The organism is Ralstonia flatus (assembly GCF_958439105.1).
GTDB lineage: Bacteria > Pseudomonadota > Gammaproteobacteria > Burkholderiales > Burkholderiaceae > Ralstonia > Ralstonia flatus.
Genome location: NZ_CAUDLI010000007.1, coordinates 158,442 through 182,841, shown reverse-complemented (window position 1 = coordinate 182,841; position 24,400 = coordinate 158,442). Strand labels below are relative to the sequence as shown.

19 protein-coding genes and 1 riboswitch are annotated in these 24,400 nt (G+C 63.5%); of the genes, 6 read left to right on the top strand and 13 right to left on the bottom strand.

Translation table 11 applies throughout. The annotated features are described in order from the left end of the window. Positions 1–63: 63 nt before the first annotated feature. The 4 genes from R2676_RS17300 to R2676_RS17285 form a co-directional block, all read right to left on the bottom strand. Entirely contained in the window at positions 64–1,254 is a 1,191-nt protein-coding gene (locus tag R2676_RS17300; protein WP_206274442.1) for an MFS transporter, read from the bottom strand. A gap of 3 nt (positions 1,255–1,257) precedes the next feature. Beyond that, entirely contained in the window at positions 1,258–2,091 is an 834-nt protein-coding gene (locus R2676_RS17295) for a shikimate dehydrogenase family protein (RefSeq protein ID WP_164491335.1), read from the bottom strand. 19 nt (positions 2,092–2,110) lie between these two features. Continuing rightward, positions 2,111–3,496 (bottom strand): MFS transporter, encoded by a 1,386-nt coding sequence (locus R2676_RS17290; protein ID WP_206274441.1) that lies wholly within the window; start codon positions 3,494–3,496, stop codon positions 2,111–2,113. A 227-nt stretch (positions 3,497–3,723) separates the two neighbouring features. Next, positions 3,724–4,491, bottom strand: a complete 768-nt coding sequence (locus R2676_RS17285; RefSeq protein ID WP_206274440.1) for an IclR family transcriptional regulator domain-containing protein — start codon at positions 4,489–4,491, stop codon at positions 3,724–3,726. A gap of 138 nt (positions 4,492–4,629) precedes the next feature. On the opposite strand from R2676_RS17285, the gene R2676_RS17280 reads away from it, so the two are divergent. After that, complete coding sequence (locus R2676_RS17280) at positions 4,630–6,513, top strand: bifunctional sugar phosphate isomerase/epimerase/4-hydroxyphenylpyruvate dioxygenase family protein (protein WP_206274439.1); 1,884 nt, start codon at positions 4,630–4,632, stop codon at positions 6,511–6,513. A 141-nt stretch (positions 6,514–6,654) separates the two neighbouring features. Further along, positions 6,655–7,719: a porin gene (locus R2676_RS17275; RefSeq protein WP_316857503.1), complete on the top strand. Its 1,065-nt coding sequence runs from the start codon at positions 6,655–6,657 to the stop codon at positions 7,717–7,719. Between the two features lie 69 nt (positions 7,720–7,788). Here the strand turns inward: R2676_RS17275 and R2676_RS17270 are convergent, their stop codons facing one another. From R2676_RS17270 to R2676_RS17260, 3 genes are all read right to left on the bottom strand, one after another. Continuing rightward, a complete protein-coding gene (locus R2676_RS17270; RefSeq protein WP_206274437.1) occupies positions 7,789–9,042 on the bottom strand; it encodes a D-amino acid dehydrogenase in 1,254 nt (417 codons plus the stop codon). Between the two features lie 145 nt (positions 9,043–9,187). Beyond that, positions 9,188–9,293: riboswitch (glycine riboswitch) on the bottom strand. Between the two features lie 64 nt (positions 9,294–9,357). Continuing rightward, positions 9,358–10,158: an ethanolamine ammonia-lyase subunit EutC gene (gene eutC / locus R2676_RS17265; protein ID WP_206274436.1), complete on the bottom strand. Its 801-nt coding sequence runs from the start codon at positions 10,156–10,158 to the stop codon at positions 9,358–9,360. 20 nt (positions 10,159–10,178) lie between these two features. After that, positions 10,179–11,561 carry an ethanolamine ammonia-lyase subunit EutB gene (locus R2676_RS17260; RefSeq protein ID WP_206274435.1) on the bottom strand — a complete coding sequence of 461 codons (1,383 nt, stop codon included), beginning with the start codon at positions 11,559–11,561 and terminating at the stop codon, positions 10,179–10,181. Between the two features lie 130 nt (positions 11,562–11,691). Between R2676_RS17260 and chrA the strand changes: the two genes are divergently transcribed. After that, positions 11,692–12,927: a chromate efflux transporter gene (gene chrA, locus R2676_RS17255; protein ID WP_206274434.1), complete on the top strand. Its 1,236-nt coding sequence runs from the start codon at positions 11,692–11,694 to the stop codon at positions 12,925–12,927. A gap of 49 nt (positions 12,928–12,976) precedes the next feature. Here chrA and dbpA read toward each other — a convergent pair whose 3' ends face one another. The 6 genes from dbpA to R2676_RS17225 all read right to left on the bottom strand — a co-directional run bounded on the left by dbpA (position 12,977) and on the right by R2676_RS17225 (position 19,462). Beyond that, positions 12,977–14,374, bottom strand: a complete 1,398-nt coding sequence (gene dbpA, locus R2676_RS17250; RefSeq protein ID WP_206274508.1) for an ATP-dependent RNA helicase DbpA — start codon at positions 14,372–14,374, stop codon at positions 12,977–12,979. A 14-nt stretch (positions 14,375–14,388) separates the two neighbouring features. Continuing rightward, positions 14,389–14,574 (bottom strand): hypothetical protein, encoded by a 186-nt coding sequence (locus R2676_RS17245; protein ID WP_009241699.1) that lies wholly within the window; start codon positions 14,572–14,574, stop codon positions 14,389–14,391. 189 nt (positions 14,575–14,763) lie between these two features. After that, complete coding sequence (locus R2676_RS17240) at positions 14,764–15,615, bottom strand: c-type cytochrome (protein ID WP_206274433.1); 852 nt, start codon at positions 15,613–15,615, stop codon at positions 14,764–14,766. Further along, positions 15,612–17,378, bottom strand: coding sequence for a GMC family oxidoreductase (locus tag R2676_RS17235; RefSeq protein WP_206274432.1), 1,767 nt, complete (start codon positions 17,376–17,378; stop codon positions 15,612–15,614). Before R2676_RS17235 ends, R2676_RS17240 begins: the two co-directional genes overlap by 4 nt. Continuing rightward, positions 17,375–18,319, bottom strand: a complete 945-nt coding sequence (locus R2676_RS17230) for a gluconate 2-dehydrogenase subunit 3 family protein (protein WP_316857497.1) — start codon at positions 18,317–18,319, stop codon at positions 17,375–17,377. The genes R2676_RS17235 and R2676_RS17230 overlap by 4 nt, the downstream gene beginning before the upstream one ends. 654 nt (positions 18,320–18,973) lie before the next feature. Continuing rightward, the gene (locus R2676_RS17225; protein ID WP_206274429.1) at positions 18,974–19,462 is read right to left on the bottom strand and encodes a hypothetical protein; all 489 of its coding nucleotides are present in this window, start codon (positions 19,460–19,462) and stop codon (positions 18,974–18,976) included. A 1,168-nt stretch (positions 19,463–20,630) separates the two neighbouring features. Between R2676_RS17225 and R2676_RS17220 the strand changes: the two genes are divergently transcribed. The 3 genes from R2676_RS17220 (at position 20,631) to R2676_RS17210 (ending at position 24,308) form a co-directional block, all read left to right on the top strand. After that, on the top strand, positions 20,631–21,284 hold the full coding sequence (locus R2676_RS17220; protein ID WP_206274428.1) for a hypothetical protein: 654 nt from the start codon (positions 20,631–20,633) through the stop codon (positions 21,282–21,284). Between the two features lie 172 nt (positions 21,285–21,456). Further along, complete coding sequence (locus tag R2676_RS17215) at positions 21,457–23,307, top strand: hypothetical protein (RefSeq protein WP_206274427.1); 1,851 nt, start codon at positions 21,457–21,459, stop codon at positions 23,305–23,307. Between the two features lie 2 nt (positions 23,308–23,309). After that, on the top strand, positions 23,310–24,308 hold the full coding sequence (locus tag R2676_RS17210) for an ATP-binding protein (protein ID WP_206274426.1): 999 nt from the start codon (positions 23,310–23,312) through the stop codon (positions 24,306–24,308). The last annotated feature ends 92 nt before the right edge of the window (positions 24,309–24,400 follow it).

The following is a 24,400-nucleotide window of genomic DNA, read 5'->3' as shown; positions in this document are numbered from 1 at the left end:
GAAGCAAAGAATGAGGACACCGCATTGTGTACCACGCACGTGGCAATGCCCAACCGCCAGTCGCTACGCGGCAGCCCTTTGTGGATTCGCCCGATGCTGCAGCTTTGGCAGCCAGAGGAACGCGATGGCCACCAGCGCGCCGCCGGCAAGCATCATCGGCGCCACCATGGGCCAGGCGCCGAGGCTGTGCGATGTGTCGTCAAAGGCCGCTGCGGTCTGCCCCAGGCAGAAGGCCGCCAGCATCATGATGAAACCCGACCATGACACCGCGCGCCCGGCAAGATGCGGCAGCTCGCCCACTGCGCCTGCCTGGCCGCAAGGCTGGTGAATGCCGTGGCCCATGCAATAGACAGCGTGCCCGAGCAGCAGCGGCCACGCGTGCCCGGGAAGCACCCAGCAGCCCAAGCCCTGGATGCCCGCGCCGATCAAGCTGAGCGTGGCACCTTGCTGCACCGTCAGCACAAGGCTTTGGCGACGCAGCAGGCGCCGGCAACCGGTCGTGCTGAGGATATAGACGAGCGAGCCGCCGGCCGGTATCCAGCCATACAGCTCGGGCGACAGGCCGAGGTACGCGATGTAGACCATCGGCGAGAGCAGCAGGAAGCAGAAGATGCCGGCATAGGTTGAGGCCGCGAGCAGTCCCCAGGCGCGAAAATCTGCGCTGGAAAAAATCTCGCGCACGCCGCCTGTCTCGGTGCCGGTCTCCTGCCGGGTTTCGGCAAAGCCGTACCAGCACATCGCCCACAGCACGATTGCATAAAGGCTCATGCCCGCCAGCACCCAGCGCCAACCCGCGTGCTGCGCGACAAAGGCCCCGAGAACCGGGGCCACCAACGCCACGAAGCCCAATCCGGTAAGCCCCCGCGCCAAGACGTGCGGCCCCTCGCGTGCCGGATGCAGATCGCGTACGGCAGCGCGTGCGCACACCAGGATGGCCGCCATCGAGAAACCCTGCAGGGCGCGTGCCGCAGTCAGCATGAAAGCGGTTGTTGCCAGTGCGCCTGCCAGCGCCGCTGCGGCGTAGCACGCAAGCCCGATCAGCAGCACCTGACGCCGGCCAAACCGGTCAGCCAGGCTGCCCATCGGCAACTGCCCAATGCCAAAGGCCAGCGCGAAGACCGTGAGGCTCGTGCTGGCCGATCCCAGTGTCTGGGCGATGGCGGGCAGGGTGGGGAGGTAACTGTCGGTCGCGACCGGCTGTGCCGATAGCAGCAGCGGCAGCAGCAGGGCAAAGCTCAAAGGGCGACGCGTCATCGGTCAATAGGCGATGGCGGCGCTGCGCCGCAGCTCATCTGCGGTGGCGGTGCCGAAGCCGAAGAACTCCAGATACGCGGGAATCATCTCGAACAGCATGTCGGTGCCGACCTGGACGTCGCAACCCTTGTCGAGCGCCGCACGCAGCAGCGGCGTGTATTCGGATTTCATGACGACCTCGCCGACAAAGCAGCTCGGCGCGATGCGGGCCACATCGAAGGGCAGCGGATCGTCTTCCTTCATGCCGACCGGCGTGGCGTTGACGACCACATCGAAGCCGTCCGGGTCATTCGAACCGGTGCGCACCACCAGCGCGGGGTAATGCTCGCGCAGACGCCGGCCCAGCGATTCGGCCGATTCTGCGCGCGTGTCGTACAAGGCAAGCTCGCCGACGCCTGCAGCCGCGAGCGACGCCGCAATCGCCGAGCCGACACCACCGGCCCCCGAAAGCAGTACGCGTGCGCCTTGCAGCTGACGCCCCTTGCGCTGCACGCCGCGCACGAAGCCGGCACCGTCGAACTGGTCGCCCAGCAACGTGCCGTCATCGCGCTTGAGCACCGCATTGCAGGCGCCGGCAATCCGCACGGCCGGCGTGACTTCATCGACCAGATCCACCGTCGTCACCTTGTGCGGCATGGTGATCAGCGCGCCGCGCAGGTTGGTGAAACGGCAGATCGATTCGAAGCTCTGCGCGTAGTCCTCCGCCTTGACCCCCATCGGCACCACAACGGCGTCGATGCCTTTCTGGTCGAACCAGGGGTTGTAAATCATCGGCGACTTGAACGTCTCGGTCGGGTAGCCGATGTGGGCGATGAGGGTGGTTTTTCCAGAAATCATGGTTCAGGGAAGGCGTGTTTCAGGCGACGAGGGCTCCGGCCCGTTGGCGGGCGTATTCTGCCTTGTCGACGGGTTGGGCGGCGGGCTGGCCCAGGTCGTCCATGTGGATGCGGTACGTCTCCCGTGCGCTCATGGCGGCTGCGGCGGCAACCACGGTTACGCCAAAGGCAATGGCGCCCACGGTCAGCCAGATGTTGGTGGAACCCGGCGGCGCGACGGCGGTAAAGATGGCCGGCAGCATGGCGGTGATGGCGGTGCCGATGTTCTGCGAAATCGCCATCGCCGACACACGGGTGCGCGTCGGGAACAGCTCCGGATAGAAGCTCGGGAACACCGCGTTATAGCCCTGGTACACCACGCCCCACATCAGAATCGACATGGCAAATGCGAGCGGCACGTTCTTGATGCTGATGGCGTACAGATAGGCGAACGCGAGCAGCCCGGCGAGCAGCGAGCCGATCACGACGGGCGGTTTGCGGCCGATGCGGTCGGACAGATCGCCAACATACGGAATGATCAGCACGGCAACGATGTTGCCCACCACCGGAATCCAGAGGTAGATGTCTTTGGCGAAACCGATGCCGTAAGCCGGCTGCACCGCATAGGCCGCGCCGAAGATGGTCGCCACCACGGGAATGACGTTCATCAGGGCCATGCAGACCACGCGCAGCATGTTGGGCGTGCTGTGTTTGAAGGCGTCGATCACCGGCGAACGCGGGCGCGCCTGCTGCTCTTTTTCTGCCGTGAAGGCGGGCGTCTCATGCACCTCGCGGCGGATCACGTAGCCCGCGATGATGACCACGAAGCTCAGCAGGAACGGAATGCGCCAGCCCCAGGTGTTGAACTGCTCGGCGGGCATGTAATGCGCCAGCGGCAGGAACACGGCGGCCGCCAAGATCTGCCCCGCCTGCACGCCCTGCAGCGTAAAGCTCGCAAAGAACCCGCGCCGGCCAAACGGTGCGTGCTCCAGGATCATCGAGCTGGCCCCGGAAATCTCACCGGCCACGGCAAAGCCCTGGATCAGCCGCATGATGACCAGAAGCGTGGGCGCCCACAGGCCAACCTGGTCGTAGGTCGGCAGCAGGCCCACGGCAATGGTCGAAAAGCCCATCAGGAACATGCACCAGAGCAGCACGTTCTTGCGCCCGTGCGTGTCGCCCATGTGGCCCAGCACGAATGCACCGATCGGCCGCGCGATGTAACCCACGCCGTACGTGGCCAGCGACGCGATGATGGCCGTCTTGGGGTCGCCCTTGGGGAAGAAAATCTGCGGAAAGATCAGCGCCGCTGCGGTGGCGTAGATAAAGAAATCGTAGTACTCGAGCGCCGAGCCGATCCAGCCGCTGGCGGCGGCTTTCTTCGACTGGTGCTTGCCCAAGGGCTCGTGGGCAGGGGCTGCGGTCATGGTTGTCTCCGGTTTTATCTGTGCGGCCTGTCGTGCAATGGGTGCAATCAAGGGCCGTCTGTACACGCACCGCAGCGTAGTCCGCCGCCATGGCGGGGCACAAGCGACTGTCGGCAGAAAACGTTCGATAATCGCACAATATGGTGCGAATAACGCACGACTCAAGGGTTTCTCCGAGTCCGTCCGCCTGCCAGAGAAAGGGCGTTGTATGCGGGGCGCGTGTGGAACTACAGCACCCGCATGATCGAAAGCGCGGTGTCCTGCAGCACTTGCAGCACACGGTGCAAGGCCTGCTCGGAGGTCTCTTCGCCGACTTGCATGTTCACGCTCAGCGCTGCAATCACGTTGCCGTGCCGGTCGCGCAACGGCACGGCCACGCCACGTACGCCAATCTGCAACTGCTGCTCGACCACGGCGTAGTCCTGCCTGCCGGCTTTGCGAATTTCATCGAACAGACGGTCCCGCTGCAGGATCGTGTAGGGCGTATAGGGCGTCAGCACGCAGGTTTCCAGCCATGCCTTGACCTTCTGCTCGGGCTGGGCGGCCAGCATCATCACCCCGGCCGAGGCGAGCGGCGCCGGCACGCGCGCGCCCAGCACGAACCCTGTGCTCATGACGCGGCTGGTGCTGGTGCGCGAGATGAAGACGAGTTCCCAGTCGTCCAGCACGCTGAGGTACGCCACCTCGCCAACGGCAGCGGTCACCTGCTGCAGGAACGGCTGCACGGTGCGCGGCAGCCGGGCCGAATCAAAGTACGACCAGCCCACCTTCAGCACGCGAGGCGTCAGGCTGAAGAGCGTCCCTTCGCTGGTGAGGTAGCCCAGATGCTCGAGCGTCAGCAGGTAGCGGCGCGCGGCGGTGCGCGTCAGGCCCGTCAGCTCGGCGGCCTGTGTGGGCGTCAGCCGCGGGTGCTCGTGATCGAACGCCTCCAGGATCGCGAGCCCTTTCTCCAATCCGGCGATCCAGTCGCGCCGGTTCAGCGGTTCCTTCGTCATGGCGATAACCCTAAAAACGAGCGATATGTGCGCACGATTGTACGATGATCGCACGCTGTTGCGCGAATGCCGCTTGTGAGCGTCAGGGCTCGGCACCTACGCTGCGGGCATTGCCAGACGCTCGACCCACGCATCGCCATGAATCCGCCCCGCGCAGCGCGCCATCCCAAATGCATCGCCACCGTGTGCCTGTCCGGCACGCTGCCTGAAAAGCTGGAAGCGGCAGCCGCTGCCGGCTTTGACGGCATCGAGATGTTCGAGAACGACCTGCTGAACTTCGATGGCTCGCCGGCGCGCGTGCGGCAGATGGCGGCAGACCTTGGGCTGGCGATCATGCTGTACCAGCCGTTCCGCGATTTCGAAGCCATGCCGCGTGAGTTCCTTGCCCGCAACCTTGCGCGCGCGGAGCGCAAGTTCGACGTCATGGCCGAACTGGGCGTTGAGATGGTGCTGGTCTGCAGCAACATCCAGGACATCGCCATCGACGATCCTGCGCGCGCAGCGGACGATCTGCGCCAGATGGCGGAAGCGGCCGCCCAGCGCGGGCTGCGCGTGGGTTACGAAGCGCTGGCCTGGGCCCGGCACACGCGGACTTGGCGCCAGGCCTGGCAGATCGTGAAGCAGGCCGATCATCCGGCGCTGGGGCTGATTCTCGACAGTTTTCACACGCTCTCGCTGGGCGACTCGCTGGAAGGCCTCAACGAGGTGCCGGCGGACAAGCTCTTTTTTGTGCAGTTTGCGGATGCCCCGAAGTTGTCGATGGACGTGCTGTCCTGGAGCCGGCATCACCGCAATTTCCCGGGGCAGGGCGAGCTGGCCGTAACGGCATTTGCACGCGACCTGCTTGCCGCGGGCTACACCGGGCCGCTGTCGCTGGAAGTCTTCAATGACGAGTTTCGTGCGGCGCCTGCGCGCTTGACGGCGCTCGACGGCATGCGCTCGCTGCGGTGGCTGGAGTCCGAGGCGGGCGGTGCGCCATTGCCGGCTCCCGCTCGTTTTGGCGGCGTGGATTTCCTCGAGTTTGCCGTGGACGCCGCCGCCGGGCGGGAGCTTGAAACGCGGCTGCGTGCGCTCGGTTTTACCCTTGCGGGGCACCATCGCTCCAAGGCTGTCGACTTGTATCGGCAAGGCGGCGTCAACGTCATCCTGAATATGGAGCAGGACAGCGCGGCGTCGGAACATTTCGAGTTGCACGGGCCGTCTGTCTGCGCGATCGGCCTGAAGGTGGACGATGCCGAGCGTGCCATGACACGTGCACGCGAGTTGTGCGCCCAGGAATGGCGCGGGCCGGTCGGGCCGAGGGAGCGCAGCATTCCGGCGCTGCGCGCCCCGGACGGCACGTTGCTCTATTTGATCGACGACCGCCAGGCCGATCGCAGCATCTACGAGAGCGATTTTGTCTTGCTGCCGCAGGTGCAGGACGATGCAGCAGGGTGGGCATCGATCGACCACGTTGCCCAGGCGCTGCCGGCGCATCGGCTCGACAGCTTCGTGCTGTTCTACCGCGCCATCTTCGGCATGCAGGCTGAAGCGATGCAAGAGATTGCCGACCCGTACGGCCTTGTGAAGAGCCGCGCCATGGTGAGCCCCGATCGCAACGTGCGGATTCCGCTCAGCGTGTCGGAAAGCGGGCGTACGGCCACCGGCCGGTTCATTGCCGCCTACGCGGGCTCGGGCGTGCATCACATTGCCTTCCGCACCGAGCGGCTGTTCGAGACCATTGAAGCCATCGACCGCAGTGCCGCCCACCTGCAGCACGTGCCCGAGAACTATTACGACGACGTCGCTGCCCGGCTCGGGCTCGACGATGCACTGGTCACGCGCCTGCACGACGACGGCCTGCTCTACGACCGCGACCCGCACGGCGACTTCCTGCACACCTACACCGAACCGTTTCGCGAGCGCTTCTTCTTCGAGCTGGTCCAGCGCAACGGCTACCTGGGCTACGGCGCCGCAAACGCCGCCGTGCGCATGGCGGTGCAGGCGCAACTGAGCCGCGAACACGCCAACGCGGGCGGCTGAACTCGCACCGCCCATCCATCGATTGATCCATCACCCGCCAATGGCCAGTGCAGTCATGGGCGATTTCAACGCACCAAAGACAGCGCGGGCAGCCATCGCACATCCACGCCCGTCATATCGAAAAAAGGAGACAAGGGAGCCATGAACAAGACCATGATTGCCGCACTGGTGCTCGGAGCCACGAGCCTGCCGGCCGCGGCGCAAAGCGCGGGCGATGTCACGCTCTACGGGCTGATCGACACCACGATCCGCTACAGCACGCACGAAAACGCGGCAGGCAACAGCAATCTGCAGATGATGGACGGCGTGCTGACCGGCAGCCGCTGGGGCCTGCGCGGCACTGAAGACCTGGGCGGCGGTACCAAAGCCATGTTCATCCTCGAATCGGGCTTCTTCCCCGACACGGGCGGCAGCCAGCAGGGCGGGCGTCTGTTCGGACGCACCGCGGTGGTGGGCCTGGAGGGCGACTACGGCAAGCTGTACCTGGGCCGCCAATACACGCTGGCGCATGAAGTGCTGTCTTCGTATGAGGCGATGGCGTTCGCCAACAACTCCATCGTCGGCTATCAAGGCGGCAACTACACCGGCCTGCGCTACGACAACACGGTCAAATACATCAAGTCGTTCGGCGGCCTGCAGCTTGCCGGCGCATGGACGTTTGGCGAAGCAGCCGGCAGCTTCAGCAAGAGTTCGGCCGGCGCCGGCTCGATCGTCTACAGCATGGGGTCGGCTGAAGTGGGCGCGGTGTATCAGGTCACGCGCGATGTGTCGTCGGCGTTCTTCGGGGCGGTGCCGGCAGCGCAGGCCAGCAAGCAAACGGTCTGGGGCTTTGGCGGCAAACTGGATACGTCGATTGCCACGTGGTACCTCGGCTATACGAACAGCCGTCTCGACGTGGCCGACTACAAGAACCAGGCCGCCTATGTTGGTGCAAAGGTGCCGATCTCCGGCGCACTGAGCTTCATCGGCACCGTGCAGTACGACTGGATGAAACATCTTGATGCCAGCGGCAAGCGCCTGACCACCGCCGGCATGCTCGACTACGCCTTCAGCAAGCGCACCGACGTCTACGCCGAAGTGGACTACACCCGCCTGCAGGGCGCCTGGGTTGCCCTGAACAGCGCGGCCGCATTCAACAATTCGGGCAACACGTATGGCAACAACTCGCGGTTGGGCGTGATGCTGGGTGTGCGGCACAAGTTCTGATCGCTTGGTTCATTCCCGCAATGAAAAAAAGCCCGCCAATGTTCCGGCGGGCTTTTTTTCATGCTGCGATCAATGCAGCGGGCAATCCCGCGCGATCACGTCGCCCACCATGGCAGCGGTGGCGCCAGACAGCGTCCAGCCGAGGTGCCCGTGGCCCGTGTTGTAGAACACGCGCGCGTGCCGCCCACGGCCAACGCGCGGCATCATGTCCGGCATCATCGGGCGCAAGCCGGCCCATGGCACCACACGCGACGTGCCAATCGCAAAGTTGCGGCGCGTCCATGCCACCAGCGGTTCGATGCGGTCCGCGCGGATGTCGCGGTTGTAGCCGTTGAACTCCGCCGTGCCCGCGACGCGGAAGCGGCCCGCGCCCAGCCGGCTTGTCACGATCTTCGCGCTTTCGTCCAACAGGCTGACCCACGGTGCGCCTTGCACGCTGGCGTCGTCGTCCAGGTGGACCGTGATCGAATAGCCCTTGACCGGATACACGTTGATGCGATCGCCCACCAGCTGTGCGATATGCCGGCTGCCCACGCCCGCGCACACGACCATCGCATCGGCGGCAAGGTCCTGTACGACATTCGCCGCGCTGGTGGAAAGGCGGTCATCGAGCGTGGTTTGCAACAGCAGGCGCACGCCGCTTTCGGTGGTCTCCACATCGCGCACATCCACGCCGTGCATGAACCGCACGCCGCGCTTCTCACACGCCTGCGCCAGGCCGCGCGTGAACTTGTGGATGTCGCCCGTGGCATCGGATGCGGTGAAGTAGCCGCCGTAGTAGTTGCCGCGCAGCGTCGGCTCAATGGCGGCAATCTCCTCCGGGCTCACGGCGTGGCGCTCAAGCCCGCCGGCGACGAGCAGGGCGTTGGCCTTGCCTGCTGCCGCAAAGCTGGCCTTGTCGTGATAGACGTGCAGGATGCCGCGCTTCTGCAGGTCGAAATCGATCTGCTCCCGTTCGGCCATCGCAAACAGATGCTTGCGTGCCTCGATGGCCATGCGCGTGGTTTCGATGGTGTTGCGGCGGTAGTGCGCGATGTTGGCGACGAACTCGCCGATCCACGAGTATTTGTGCCACGAGGGCTTGGGGTTGAGCAGTAGCGGAGCGTCGTTGCGCAGCATCCATTTGATGCCCTTGAGCAGCGTGCCGGTGCTGTTCCAGACTTCAGCGTTGCTGGCGGAAAGCTGCCCGCCGTTGGCGAAGGAGGTTTCCATGGCCGGATACAGGTGGCGGTCGAGCACCGTGACCTGATAGCCGAGTTGCGAGAGCGTGTAAGCGGTAGTGACGCCGGATATGCCGGCGCCGACGATGACGATGTGCGTCATGGCGGTCCCTATGGAGTGATGTCATGACCGGACGATCCGGTCGGCTCACCCCATCTGTCTTGGGACCTGAGAGCTTGGGCATCAGCAGCGCTGGCGCCTTCCCCTTCGGTGGGCGTGCGCGTGCACGCCTCTCTCCAGATTCGCAGTCGACGCCACAGTCCTTTTGCCTGAGAGTTTCCGGGGTGGTTGCTCCATCGGCGCCGAGCGTTGCGCGTATGCGCGTTGGGCCCGGTCTCTCCTGCGGCGTGTTGCAGCTGTCGTTGGTGCGTCAGCCGCGCCTGCGTGCTGCCGGTGTGGGCAGCGCGAGGGAGTGTGTCATGGGTTCTGCCGTTCGGCAAGTCGGGCCGTACCCGAGGCAACCGCAGAAACGGGTGGGGTGTCGTCCTTCAGGTCGACGCCGCTGCGGCCGAGCGCCAACGCGCCGTTGAGCAGGAACACCAGCCGGCTCGCTGCCTGGTCATAGGCCAAGCCTGCCGGCCGCACATTGGAGATGCAATTGCGCTCAGCATCGGAGCGGCCAACACGCGGCGCGTAGGTCAGGTAAATGCCTAGGCTGTCAGGCGAACTCAGCCCCGGCCGCTCGCCGATCAGCATCACCACCTGCCGCGCGCCCAGTAGCGCACCGATCTCATCCCCCAGCGCAACGCGGGACTGCACGGCGATAACCACGGGCCCGATCGACCAGCCGGCCGGCAGACGCTGACGCACGCTGCAAAGCAGCGGCACGGCATGGCTTTGCACCGCCAACGCGGAGAGCCCATCGGCAATCACGAACACCACATCGAACGGCTGCGCTGGCCGCAATGTGCTGAGTCTTGCGCGGCTGGCTTCGTCAAGGCGGCGGCCGAGGTCGGGACGGCGCAGATACTCCGCGCGATCCGCAGCCGCGCTGTGCGCCGTCACCGCTGTGAAGCCCGCTTCCCCAAGTGCGGCCGCCACCGCTGCGCTATCGAGCGGCAGGTGCACGGCATCGCGCGCCTGGGCATGCGCTACGCCGAATGCCAGCACGGCGTCGGTCGTCTGGCTGTTGCCGGCGCGGCCCAGCGCGATACGGGCGTCGGTAAAGGCGCGCAGGTGCGCCCACGGATTGGGTTGAACGAGCGGGTGTTTCGGCATGTTCGGCTTCTCCACCGAGTTCACAGTGCGTGAGCCAATTGCAGCAGCGGTTGCCGCGCCGTGGCGTCTTGCAGGCGGCCGGCAGCATCGACGATGCCCATGCTTTGTAGCCACGCCTCGAACTCCGGTGCAGGCCGCAGGCCGAGCGTGTCGCGCAGATAAAGGGCGTCATGAAACGACGTGCTCTGGTAGTTCAGCATGATGTCGTCAGCGCCCGGCACGCCCATGATGAAATGGATGCCCGCCACGCCAAACAGCGTCAGCAGCGTATCCATGTCGTCCTGATCGGCCTCTGCGTGGTTGGTGTAGCAGACGTCGCAGCCCATCGGCAGGCCCAAGAGCTTGCCGCAGAAGTGGTCTTCCAATCCGGCGCGGATGATCTGCTTGCCGTCGTAGAGGTACTCCGGGCCGATGAAGCCGACGACCGTATTCACCAGCAAGGGCGAGAACGCCCGCGCTACGGCATAGGCCCGCGCTTCCATCGTTTGCTGATCGACGCCGTGGTGCGCGTTGGCCGACAGCGCGCTGCCCTGGCCGGTCTCGAAATACATCACGTTGTTGCCGACCGTGCCGCGCGAGAGGCTTTGCGCTGCGTCATGCGCTTCGCCCAGCAATGCGAGGCTGATGCCGAACCCCGCATTGGCTTGCTCGCTGCCGGCCACCGACTGGAATACCAAGTCGACCGGGGCGCCTTGGTCAATGGCGCGCATGGTGTTCGTCACGTGGGTCAGCACGCACGACTGCGTGGGAATGGCGTAGCGGTTGCGCAGCTCATCCACCAGTTGCAGCAGCGAAACGATGGCGCCGAGATTGTCGCTGGCGGGGTTGATGCCGATGGTCGCGTCGCCGCAGCCGTAGAGCAGGCCATCGATGATCGACGCAGCAATGCCTTTGGGATCATCCGTCGGGTGATTGGGCTGCAGCCGGACAGACAACCGGCCCCGCAAACCGATGGTGTTGCGAAAGCGGGTGACTACGCGGCACTTGCGGGCCACGGCGATCAGATCCTGGTTGCGCATCAGCTTGCTGACCGCGGCGGCCATTTCCGGCGTGATGCCAGCGGCGACGCTCGTCAATGTCGCGCTGTCGGTCTCGTGCAGGAGCAGCCAGTTGCGAAATTCGCCCACGGTGAGCGAGGCGATCGGCTCGAAGGCCTGCGTGTCGTGCCGATCCAGAATCAGGCGCGTGACCTCGTCGTCTTCATACGGCACCAACGCCTCGTTGAGGAAGACCGACAGCGGCACGTCCGCCAACGCCATCCGCGCAGCCATGCGTTCGCCCTCGCTGGCCGCGCCCAGGCCCGCCAGGTAGTCGCCGGAGCGCGCTGGGCTGGCTTTGGCCAGAAGCGTCTTGAGATCGTTGAACACATGACGCTGTGCGCCAATGGTGTGGGCAAAGTGCATGATGGGATACGCGGCAGAGTCCGATGACGGTGACGGTGACGGCGAGGCCTATCCTGCCACTTTAGTGGCCTTCCAAGCCATGGCGGCAATGTTCTAATACGCGTTTCTTAAACATCGATATCCCGCCCAGATGACCGCTTCCGCCACACCGTCCCGTACAAAGCAAGCGGGCTCTGCCATGGAAGTGTTGGCGGTCTTTCTCAAGCTGGGGCTCACAAGCTTCGGCGGCCCCGTCGCGCATATCGGCTACTTCCGCCGCGAGTTCGTGGAGCGCCGTCGTTGGCTCGACGACGCAACATTCACCGACCTGGTCGGGCTCTGCCAGTTTCTGCCGGGGCCGGCCAGCAGCCAAGTTGGGTTTTCCGTCGGCTTGCTCCGGGCCGGATGGCGCGGCGGTTTGGCAGCATGGTGCGGCTTTACGCTGCCGTCCGTCCTGTTGCTGCTGGCCTTTGCGATGCTCGCGCCGAGCCTGGGCGGCCCGGTCGGCGCAGGCCTGATCCACGGTTTGAAGCTCGTTGCCGTTGCGGTGGTGGCGCAGGCCGTGTGGGACATGGCGCGCAAGCTCTGTCCTGACTGGCAACGCGCGGGCATCGCGCTGATCAGCATTGCCGTGCTTGGTGCATTGACGACCGTCTACGCGCAACTGGTCGTGATTGCGCTGGGCGCCGTGCTGGGGCTGTTGCTGTGCCGATCGGCCCGTCCGGCGCCTGCTGGCTTGAAGGCAGCGCAGGGCGGCGCATTCCGCGTGTCTCACATGGCCAGCATCGTCAGCCTGGTGCTCTTCTGCGTGCTGCTGTTCGGGCTTCCGGTTGCCGCGGACCTTTATCCGTGGATGCCCGCGAAGGTGTTCGATGCGTTCTATCGTTCGGGCGCGTTGGTTTTCGGGGGTGGTCATGTCGTGCTTCCGCTGCTGGAGCAGCAGACGGTCGCAACCGGTTGGGTCGCGTCGAACGATTTTCTGGCCGGCTACGGTGCCGCGCAGGCCGTGCCCGGGCCGCTATTCACCTTCGCCGCGTTCCTGGGGTGGACGGTCGGCCCGGGGCTCAATCACTGGGCTGGCGCCGCGCTCGCCACGGTGGGTATTTTTTTGCCCGGCCTGCTGTTGGTCGTCGCGGCATTGCCTTATTGGCAGGCATTGCGCGCGCGTCCTTCCATGGCAGCGCTGCTGGCGGGTGTGAATGCGGCCGTGGTGGGATTGCTGGCGTTTGCCCTTTACACGCCGGTCTGGACGAGCGCCGTGCGGTCATGGCGCGATGTTGCTGTCGCGGTGATCGCGTTCCTGCTGCTGACACGATGGAAAACGCCACCGCTGATCGTGGTGGCGTTGTGTGCGGCGGCGGGTGTTGCCGCTGCCATGCTGGGTTGAGTCGCACGCGCCCCGCGAGCCGCAACCGCACGCGGCGCAGGGCAGGGCGTCACTCCTCCATCAGCCGGACCCTGACCTTCTTGCCCTTCACCGTGCCGGCGTTGAGCTTGCGCAGCGCGTCGCGTGCGATGCCTCGCTCGACCGCGACGTAGGTCGAGAATTCCGTCACGTTGATCTTGCCGATCTGGTCGCCGCGAAAGCCGGCATCGCCGGTCAAGGCGCCGAGCACATCGCCGGGGCGGATCTTCTCCTTGCGCCCGCCCAGAATCTGCAGCGTTTCCATGGGCGGCAGCAGCGGTGCATCGTTGCCGGTATCAAGCGCGTCGAGCTTGTGCCATTCGACCTCGCGGCCCATCGCCTCTTCGATATTGCCGACGCGCCCCATCTCGTCCATGCTGGCGAGGCTCAGCGCCCAGCCGTTCTCATCGGCGCGGCCTGTGCGGCCAATCCGGTGCACATGGACTTCGGGATCGGGCGTCACGTCAACGTTGATCACCGCTTCAAGCTGGGCGATATCGAGCCCGCGCGCGGCAACGTCGGTCGCAACCAGCACCGAGCAACTGCGGTTCGCAAACTGGATCAATACCTGGTCGCGTTCGCGCTGCTCGAGCTCGCCATGCAGCGCAAGCGCGTGAATGCCCTGCGCGCGCAACACGTCGAGCAGGTCGCGGCATTGCTGTTTCGTATTGCAGAACGCGAGCGTGCTGACCGGCCGATAGTGCTTGAGCAGCAGCCCGACCGCATGCAGCCGCTGGCTGTCGGTCACCTCGTAAAAGCGCTGGCGAATCTTGCTGTCGTCGTGGCGCTCTTCAAGCTTCACTTCTTTCGGGTTGCGCAGAATCCGCTGGCTCAGCTTCGCAATGCCTTCCGGATACGTTGCCGAGAACAGCAGCGTTTGCCGGTCGGGCGGGCATTGGCGCACGACCGTCGCAATGTCATCGAAGAAACCCATGTCGAGCATGCGGTCGGCTTCGTCCAGCACGAGCGTTTTCAGTGCACCGAGCGCGAGATTGCCACGCTCCAGATGGTCCATGATGCGACCCGGCGTGCCGACGATGACGTGCGCGCCGTGCTCCAGGCTTGCCGCCTGCGGGCGCATCGGTGTGCCGCCGCACAGCGTCAGCACCTTCACGTTTTCTTCGGCACGCGCCAGGCGGCGGATCTCCTGCGCGACCTGGTCGGCCAGCTCGCGCGTAGGGCACAGCACCATCGCCTGCACGTCGAAGCTGCGCGCGTCGAGCCGTGCAAGCAGGGCCAGCGCAAACGCTGCGGTTTTGCCGCTGCCGGTTTTTGCCTGTGCGATCAGGTCGTGGCCCGCAAGAGCGATCGGCAGGCTTGCGGCCTGGATCGGCGTCATGTCGGTGTAGCCAAGCTGCGCAAGGTTGGCGAGCACGGCAGGGGGAAGCGCCAGGGTGCTGAAAGGCGCGGCGGTCGGTTCGATGGTCATGTCGTTGCGTTGGATCACTTGAGCGGCTTGCCTTCGATTTGCTTGTAGATGACCCGCCCGTCTTTGGTCTCGACGCGTTTGAGATAGTTGCGTGCGCCGCATAGCGCACAGCGGAACAGCGGCCCCTGGCCCTCGTCTTTGATGACGACGTCGGAAAGCTGCCACTGCGTGCCGCAGCTCTGGTTGATGCAAGTGAACACGGTTTTCTCTAAATGGATGTTGCGTTGCGCCTCGGTGGCGAGGCGGATGGATCGGGTCGCAAGTGCGCCGATGCCAATCTGAATGCAGGAAGTGAATGAGACGCTGGCGCCGGTTGTACCACGGAAACGCCCCGCCTTGGGACAAGTAGCGGTTCCCTCCCATCTCACCGGGATGTGGCAGGTCGATTTCTACTGCGCTGGCTTACGGACCCCGCCCTGCGGGGCGGAGGCTGCGGCATAGAAGTTGTCGAGGCCTTCGATCTCGGCAGCGGTCAGGCGACGGGCAAACGCACGCATGACGCCGTCGTCGTCGTTGGCGCGCGTGCCGGAGCGAAACGCATTGAGCTGCGCAGCGACCATGACTTTGGGTTGCCCCGTCAGCGGCGGCAAGAGGGGGCCGCCGCCGCGTCCGGAGGCGCCGTGGCAGTCTGCGCAGGCGGGCAGGGCACGCGCGTTGTCCCCCGACCAATGCAAGCTCGCGGCGGCGCCATCCGTGGGCAACGCTGCGGTGGCCGGCCGTGCTTGCGTCGCGTAGTACCGCGCGACTGCCGTGATATCGCTGTCCGACAACTCGCGCGCGACCGGTTGCATGACGGACGATTGCCGCGCACCACTGCGGTAGTCGAGCAACTGCTTGACGATGTACTCGGCCGGCAATCCCTCCAGCGAAGGAAACGGTTGCGGCGCCACCGACTTCGCCCCATGGCAGGTCGCGCATGCGGGCGGCACGGCGCCACTACCCTGTGTGACAAGGACGCGCCCACGCGCGGTGTCCTCTTGCGGCGCCTTTGCCAGCAGGGCGGACCACGCTGTCGGCTTGGGGATGAAATCGGTGGCGCGCCTGACCGCCGTGCCGGTTTCCGCCACGTTGCCTGGCGGTTTCGTACGGTCTTCCGCGTGACTTGGTCTGCGGAATGACGGGATGCCCCGATCCGACAACACGTCATAGAAGACCGCGCCGATCGGCAGCGCAATGCCGAGCAACGGCAGCACCCATAAAACGACCGGCAGGCGGCGCGGGGGCGGGTGGTCTTCGGTCATACCAGCCCCTTCCCCGGGGATTTCAGATAGCGCGCGTTGATGGCGTCGGCGATCCAGTACGCGGTGGCACCGACGGTACCGGTGGGGTTGTAATTCGAGTTTTGCGGGAAGAGGCTGGCCCCGGTCACGAACACGTTCGGCACATCCCAACATTGCCCGAAGCGGTTGACGACACTGGTCGCCGGATCGTCGCCGATCGCGGCGCCTCCGGTGAGGTGCGTCGACTGATAGCTTGTCGCCGTGTATGGCCGCTTGCGTGGGCCAGGCTCGGTTGCCACCACACCCTGCATGGCCTTGCCGATTGCGTTCCCACGGTCGGTGAGGAAGGCCGACATGCGGATGTCGTTGTCGGGAAAGTCGTAGGTGATGCGCAGCAGCGGCAGGCCGTAGACGTCGCGGTACGTCGGGTCCAGGTCGAGATAGCCGCCGCGCGTCGGCATGGCCGAGCCCGTGATCGTGATCGACGCGGAATGGTTGTAGTAGCGCTTCACGGCGCGCTTCCAGGCACTGCCCCACTGCGGGGTGCCGTGCGGGGTCGGGTGGTATCCGATGGGCGCGCCGCTCACCACCTGGATCTGGATGTAGCCGCCGCCCACGAAGCCATGCGGCCCGTGGTCGAAGTTGTCGGCGCTGAAGTCGTCGATCGTTACCGCCGCGGCACCGGCGCCCATGAAGGGGTTGAGCCACGTCTTTTCGTCGAAGAACAGGTTCACGCCGGACGTTGTCTGGTGCGTGTAATTGCGGCCCACCACGCCTTGACCCGTGGCAGCGTCGTAAGGCTTGCCGATGCCGGACAGGAGCAGCAGCCGCACGTTCTGAACGCTGAACGCGCACAGCACCACCATCTCTGCGGGCTGGAAGAACTGCTGGCCGCTCGCGTCGACATAGGTCACGCCGCGCGCATGCTTGCGCGCTTCGTCCAGCTCGACCTTCAGGACGTGGGCGTTCGTGCGCAACTCAAACGTGTTGAGCTTGAGCGCGGCCGGCAGGACACAGATTTGCGGGGACGCCTTCGCAAAATGCTCGCAGCCGAAGTTGGAGCAAAAGCCGCAATACACGCATGCATTCATCGGCAGCCCCTCGGTGTTCACGTACGGGCGCGTGCACAGCGCGGAGGGCTGGATGTAAGGGTGGTATCCCATTGATGCCGCAGCCGTGCCGAACAATGCCGATGCAAACGGCACCTTCATCGGCGGATTCGGATACGGCCGCGAGCGCCACGGCTCGAAGGGGTTGCCGCCCGGCTGCAACTGCCCCTTCAGGTTGCCGGCAAAGCCCGACGCGCCGATCAGGTAGTCGAAGCGGTCGTAGTACGGTTCCAGCTCGTCGTAGGTGAGGGGCCAGTCCTGGGCGGTGAGGTTGGCGTCGAAGATGCGGTCGCCATAGCGCTGGCGATAGTGGCTGCGCAGCTTGAGATCGGTTGGGTCGAATCGGTAATAGGCGCCGGACCAGTGGTTGCCGGCGCCGCCCAAATGCGTGGCCGGATAGGCGAACTGCCAGCGGCGCATCGGCAAGGCCACCTGGTCACTGCGGTTGCGGAAGGTAAAGGTCTCGGTCGAGGTGTCCTGGTGCAGCGCATGCCGGCGCGTGTATTTCAGTTCGTCGTGGATTGCCGGCGCCTGAAAATCGGGCGACGGCCAGCGGGGCTGCCCACGCTCCATCACCACCACACGCGAGCCATGGGCCGCCAACTCCTTGCCGATGATGGCGCCGGTCCAGCCGCCGCCAATGATGACGGCATCCACGGGGGGCAATGTCTTCATTCGCCGCCTCCGTGATCAGTGCCCGTGCGGCTGCGGCATACCTCGTTACTTGCAAGCGCGACGAAGGCAATCGGTTGGGCTTCCGAGCGCGGTGGCGCTGTCGCCATGTCGTGCGCGTGTGCCGTGGCAATCGAAACAGGCGCGCGCGTGTAGGGCTGGTTGTGGCGCTCGATGTCATTGGCAAAACTGGCCATCGCACCGGGAAAACCGACGAGCTTCCAGCCCACCATGTCGCGATTGCCGCCGTAGAGCGGGTCGGAGAAATAGCCCTCGACAGCGCCGTCCAACAGCATCTGGAAGAACACCGCGCTCGGCACGGCGTCCATCTCAAGCTTGCCGGCTTCAGCCTCGCTGAGCACCGCGTCCTGCGTTGCTGCATCGAGCTGGGCGAATCGCTTTCCGCCATAGCGGCTTGCACAGACGCGGTCCAATGCCGCCAGCCCGAGGCGGTAGCATTCCGCCGGTGTCAGCGCCAGCTGATAGCCCTGTTCCGGTGTGCCTTGCTGGAAGGGGCCATGGCGATAAAAGTTCGCGCCGCTGCCGAAACTGCCCGCCAGTTGTCGATCCAGAAACACCGTGACGCCAGCCTCTTTTGCACCGGGCCCGAGTTCGTCTGCCGGAATCAGCCGTGCAACGATCGCATCGACGGCCGCTTTTTCATCGGCATTGAAGAAAAGACTGACGGGTTCGGGTGCGCTTGCGCCTGCGGCGGCCATCGGATGCGGCGCGGTCGTCATTCCAGGCGGGGGCGCCGATGTGCGCGCCGGCGGGCTTTGCGCCACGGCAAATACGGTTGTCGAGGCAGGCAGCGTGATCCCCAGGGCCTTGAGCAAACGGCGTCGGGCCGGCTTGAAGTCGTCGTGCATAGGACACTCCGTGTCTTGGGGCTTCGCGGTGGAGCCGCAGCGCAAAAGCGCGCAGAAGAGCAAGCCGGGCAGCAAGAATCGTGACTGCGGGCCGAAGCCGGTGGCATGTCCGCTGCTTTACAACACGGAAGACGACGGAGGCTCAGCATGGAACGCGTGAGGACAGTGCAGATGAACGCGGCAGCAGGACTGCTGTTTCTGTTCGGACTGGGAAGCGGCTTGTCGTTCGCCCAGCCAGCCCAGACGCATCCGACGTCGCCGGATGGACGAGCCGCGGTCCAACGGAAGGCGACCAGGAATGTGCCTCGGCGTCCCGGTGCACAGCCTGCATCCGCGCCCAAAGCGTCTACCTCCGATGGCGCCGCCACGGCTGCAGGATCGCGAGGCTCCGGGGGCAGCGATGGGTTGCCGGGAACCGGTGCAGCAGCAGGTTCGGGCGGGTCGGCTGATATGCGGGGGGAGCCTGTGCGTCGGTAGCGATGTCCGACGGAAGCAAATTCGGCCACATTCCCCTCGCGCCAAGTCCTTGATTGTTCGGTGAGAATGGAAAGCGTGCGCTGTTTTTGCTTACCGCCATGCTGGTAGCAGTTGCAGCGACGTTTTATCCAATGGAAGGAAAGCTAGCGAACTGCCGACCGATGAAAGGAATTGCAGCGACGATCTGACCAGTCACTTGATGCGATAGCCAATCGTCAGCTAAACCATCCTGTGCAACGGTCAGGGCACGATTCACACTACGTAGTGCGCCGCGATTAAAACTGACTCTTCTGTCGTGGGCGGCAGACACTGCCCGGCGGTCAAGCGATCGACGAGCTCGTATCGAAGGTCCTCAGCTCGCGAGATAGCGGTGAGTTCGCTCAATAGCCCATGGGCGCGCAAATCCTCCTGCGCCTCCATTAACTCCGCTTCGGTCGAGAGGCGAAGGCAGAGCGTCGAGAACCACTCCCCATAGAACATTGCCAACTGGCGCCAGCACTGGTCTGCAGCAGGGCCTGCGCACATCATGCAGCAGCGCCACCTCTCTGATGCGATTGCCTCATAGGTGAGTGCATAGCTCGCAAGGTCTCCGCGAGCTTGCGCGAGCCGTAGGCAAAACAGCGCAACGTTGAGTCCCGCCCATGTCGTGCCCGGCGAGCCGATCGGTTCGAACAACTGATCGACGTACCGCCTGGCACTTTGCTTCGTATGAGCCGGAAACTCGGGGATGGGGACGCCCATGGCACTTACCGGCCCTCGCCATGAAACTACCGCCTCGACTGTTACGCCCCCAATCGTTGACAGCGCCCAAAGTGGCATGGAAAGGACCCGTGACGCGTCGTTTGTCCTTCTCGCTAGCCGCTCTAGCCACGCTTTCGACGCAGGATCCCCGCGTGCGAGCGCCCGCGGCAAGTCTAGCCGGCCGTAGCGAAGTTTTTCCCACCACCGGCTGCGCTCACTAGGTACAAATGCATTCCCCATGAGCTGTTTCTCAACGGCATACGGAGTCCAGACGCCGAGCGTTTCGCAGGCGATGTCATACACGAGCCGACTCTGGTAGTGCCTCAAATGCCGATTTCCACGCGGGGCGCATTGAATGCCATGCAATGGAAAACGTGTGAGTTCAACGTAACACCCAGGCGGCGGATCGCATTGCACTGGAGAAAACGCGTACATCGTTCGTTGGCAGTCGTTTAGGGCGATTTTCTGCCGTCGAATATGCCTTGCGAGGCCGCTGCCGCGCAACCATCGTGAGGATGCGTTATCCGTTGTTTTGCGTTTCTTTCGATTTCGATCGGTTCTTGTCCATGTCCAATCCGGCCAGACCCGTTGACGTGCGCCTTGAATCATATCTACTCGGGCAGCACGGACCTCTTATGCATGGAAGAAGCCTCTGGCGAGCGCTAGGGTATGTATCCGCTCAGGCCTTTCGAAAAGCGGTCCGGCTTGGAACCGTGCCGGTAAGCACCTTCACCATAGAGAAGAGAAGAGGACGATTCGCCAAGACCTGCGAGGTGGCTCAGTGGATAGCGACGCTGGACGTCGCTGCCGCCAATTCCCGACCCGAAAAGGAGGAAAACATGCCGCCTGGTTGAAGAGGAAGAGAGGGAAAGAAAAGGGAACGCCCCAGTGCGCGAACACTGGGGCGTCTTAGACTGCGGTCCTCGTCAACTTGGCTCGCTGACGTTTCCAAAGTCTCTGCGTCTTCTCGCCAACTGTCAAGCTGGCGGGCCGGCGTGCGCCTGTACATCTCCCTAGAAGACCCCAAGGTCGCTTCGCCTATCCCTGCGAATGGCGGTGGGCTCCGTGCATCGCTCTCGAAAGAGGCTGCATCTCGCCGCACTCCACAGTTGCTGCGCGCGTCTCGTTGTCGCAGACGTGCGGAGGATCGTTTGTCCAGGAGGACGTCATGTGGTCCAGTCGAGAACACCGGCACGGCGGGTTGCACCGACGCTATATCGGTTTTCACGGTGGCGTGCTGCGCTGCATCGATCCACTGCGGCACACGCACGTGGCGTTCGCCACAGAGTTGCACTTTGAGAACTGGTTGCTGCACTGGGCAGAACCATACGTTCGGCGCCTCTTACCACATAGCGAACGCTTGACATGCCTATACCAAGGCCATCGGTTCAGCGTGTCCCCGGACCTGCTGATCGAGCGCAATTGCATTGAAATTCAGATCGTGAACGCTTGCGATACGCCGACGAGTCGAGCCCGAACTCGCTCGCTCGCATATGTGGCGTCTGCGTATGGGTTCACCTGGTCCGTCCGAACGCGTGAACAGATTCGGAGACAGCCGGTTCTTCTCTCGAACCTCGATCGCCTACGTCAATGTGCGGCAATTCATGCCGACGATCGCGCCATAGCGGTCAGCCAAACTATCGCGACGTTTCTGCTGTCCGCTTCCGCCACTACGCGTGGCGAAATTCGAGGTCTCATTCATCCGGAAATACCGGACACGCTTGTCGATGCCGTTCTTATCCGACTGCACGCAGCCGGTTTGCTCAAAATCCTCCTGGAGGAAGTTCGCTATGGCCAGAGCACCCTCATACTCCGCAAATGAATCAGGGCGGCGACGTCTTCCGGAGTGCTACCGGTCACTCGAATTGTGGCCTGCCATTGACGATCGATTGCTAAAGGACTTAGTAGCTCGCCGTCGCTATCAGCGGCTATGCAAGGGCATTGATCTGTACCTACAGAATCAGCCACTAACGTCCGTAGAGGAGGCGACTGGATTGTCCCGGTCGCGATTTTTGCGGATTTTCAACCGTTGCCTGCAACCAGCACCCGACGGACGTATCTGGGGATTGAGGGCTTGTGTAAGGGGGACTCGAACCCAGCCACTCCGACGCGTCAAGGCTATTGGATATCACAGCGATCTGCGTGCTGGATTCCAAGGTGCGTTCAACAAGCTGCTTCGAGAGCATCCGGAAATCGAGGAGCAACTGATCAAAGAGTTGAAGGGGCTGAAAACGGCGAGAGACCACCCGCAGCCCAACCGGCTGGCTTTTCGCGACATACACAACGCGTTTTTGCGCATCAGTAAAGAACAGGGCATTCCGGGCACGGAATACCCGTTTACGACAGAAGCGAGAGGAGCGCAGGCGCTGCGCAAATGGATCAAGGACGTTTTTGCTGTTCGCCACGGAACACGTTGGGTGGAGCGTGAATACGGACCGAGTGCGGCACAATCGCTCGACTATCAGAAGGGAGACGGGCAGGCAAAACGATTACCCGCGCCTTACGAGGCATGGGAGATCGACGAAAACACGATTGACCTTGAGGCGATCTACGAAATTCCAAACGCAAATGGGGACTGGGAGCAAATCGAGTTGCGGCGGGCGTTCGTTATTCGTGCGCTTGACGTTGCCACCGGCGCTAAGCTCGCCAATCGCCTTGTTCTCGCACCGCAGGCCTCAGCCGAAGATGTTGCCATTTTGCTTTGGGATGCCATCAACGGTGTCACGTTCGGCGCCGATGCTACCGCCTCCGGTTTGCTCGGGGACGGTGCGGGATATCCCGCTGCAGTGATTCCTGCATTGCGCTTTGCGGTACCGACAATAATCTATCTCGACAATGCGTTGGCACATCTTGCTGACCACGTGAACTATCTCATCAAGGATCTTTGGGGCGCAAAGGCCAAATTGGGGCGACCGGGAACGCCGCAGGAGCGCCCACACATCGAAGCGGACTTCTCTGTGCAAGCGCGACGGCTGATCCACCAATTGCCAGGGACTACGGGAACTGGGCCGGAGGACCCCTTGCGAAAATCGGCTGCGGTCGGCATCAAAGACCGTGTGCCAGTTCACCGGCTCGCCAGCGCACTCGATTGCTACTGCGCAAATGCGAACGCACTGCCGGCAGCTGCGGCGGGCTACATCGCGCCGCTTGAGCGACTCAAACGCAGTCTGGCAAGCGGGGCGCTGACCCCAATTCACCTACCTGCCGACAAGCGGCGCCCCCACTGGTTCGGCAAGCCAAGTCCAGCGCCGGTCAAAGTGGATCTCCGTAACGGGAGGCTTCCGTACATCAACTATCTGTATGAGCGCTACACCAGTGATCTCTTGAAGCGTCAGATCGGACTTAAAGATAAACAGATGTGGGTCCGAGCAGATTTCAGAGATTTGCGCACGGTACTGTTGTTTGACGGCGATGGCAGAGAATTCGACACGCTTGACGTGACCGGGAAGTGGGCGAGGTTTCCTCATGACGTACGTATCCGCAAGCTTCACGCTCGACTCAAACGCAAAGGAGCGCTCGGCCCGCGAGCCGATGACGAGCCGGTCGCTTGCCTTCTCGCGTGTCTAAGAGAGCGAGCGCCCCACGACCGCAAAGCGGGGTTGGAACTCGCGTACCTGCTCGAGTATTTGAAGGCGTACGGAGTTGCCAATTGGCGAGTGGAAATTGATAGATCGATTGACTGCTTGGAGGCTGGCGAGAGCGTGGCGCTATTGCAAGTCAACGCCCAGCCCTCTGGGACGATGCCGCGGCGACTCGGGTCGTCGCCCAGCATGGACGAGCCTGAAGCACAGGACGGTTTTTCAGCAAGGCCCATTCCGCGTCGCATCGTCTTGCCGAGGGAATAGACATGGATCCCACAACGTCCGAAGCTGCGCCCGACATTGCTGAGCCCGATGTATTGGCAAATGCGATCGTGTGGACCCCGGCGATCGACAGGATGGTCCGCATCGTCGCGAAATGGGTGCGCCTTGATACGCCGGGAGGCGTCGTCTTTGGCAAACAGCGGATAGGGAAGAGCTCTGCCTGTACATACCTCGCCGAGGTCTTACATTCCGCCATCGGCTACCCCGTGGCGACCCTGAACTGGTCCATGCCGGTGAACGAATCTGTTGGCGAACGAGAGTTCACGCAGGAGCGCATGCAGCAGTCGAAATGCCGTGCTATATCACATCGAGATGTCGCTGTCTTGCGTGGCAGGCTCTACGACCATATCGAGCAACTAGCGGACTCTGTGTGCGCGAGACGTGTCGTGGTGATCATCGATGAAGCACAAGTACTCGCCCAACAGCACTATGGATATTTGATCCATTGCTTTAACGAACTCGTTCATCGACAACTCCGACCATTTTTTCTCCTTGTCGGTCAGCCAGAGCTTGAGACGCTCAACAAATACTGGAGCGAAAGCAAACGCCACCAGATTACGGGACGCTTCCACGTTCATCAACATCGTTTCAAAGCCGTCGCAATTTCGGAGTTTGAGGCGGTGTTGGCCGAACTAGATCGGCCCATCTCGCCGGAAGGGCCATGTGCCTCTGCACTTCATTTGCCAGTCGCTTACGCGGAAGGGTGGCGCTTAGCAGATATGGCTCCAGTTCTGAGGGATGCACTGGCGATAGCTAAGAGCAAGCACAACCTTATGGAGGACATCTACGTGCCAATGCAGTATCTGCGCTCCACGGTTCTGGCATTTCTGTACCGGGTGGCAGAAGGCCGGCTGGATGCGCGGGAGGCATCTCCTACGTTGATGCTCCGCTGTCTGGGGGACGCAGGCTTTTTGGGCGTGATTGCATACTATGCGGAGGCCACCTGCACGGATGATTCGATTCAACCGGAGGAGGCGCCATGAAATCTATTGTCCATCAGCATCGCAGGGTGGCGGCGACACCGCTCTTCATGGACGGTACTGAAGAGTCTCTGTACGGCAAGTGGTCGAGGGTC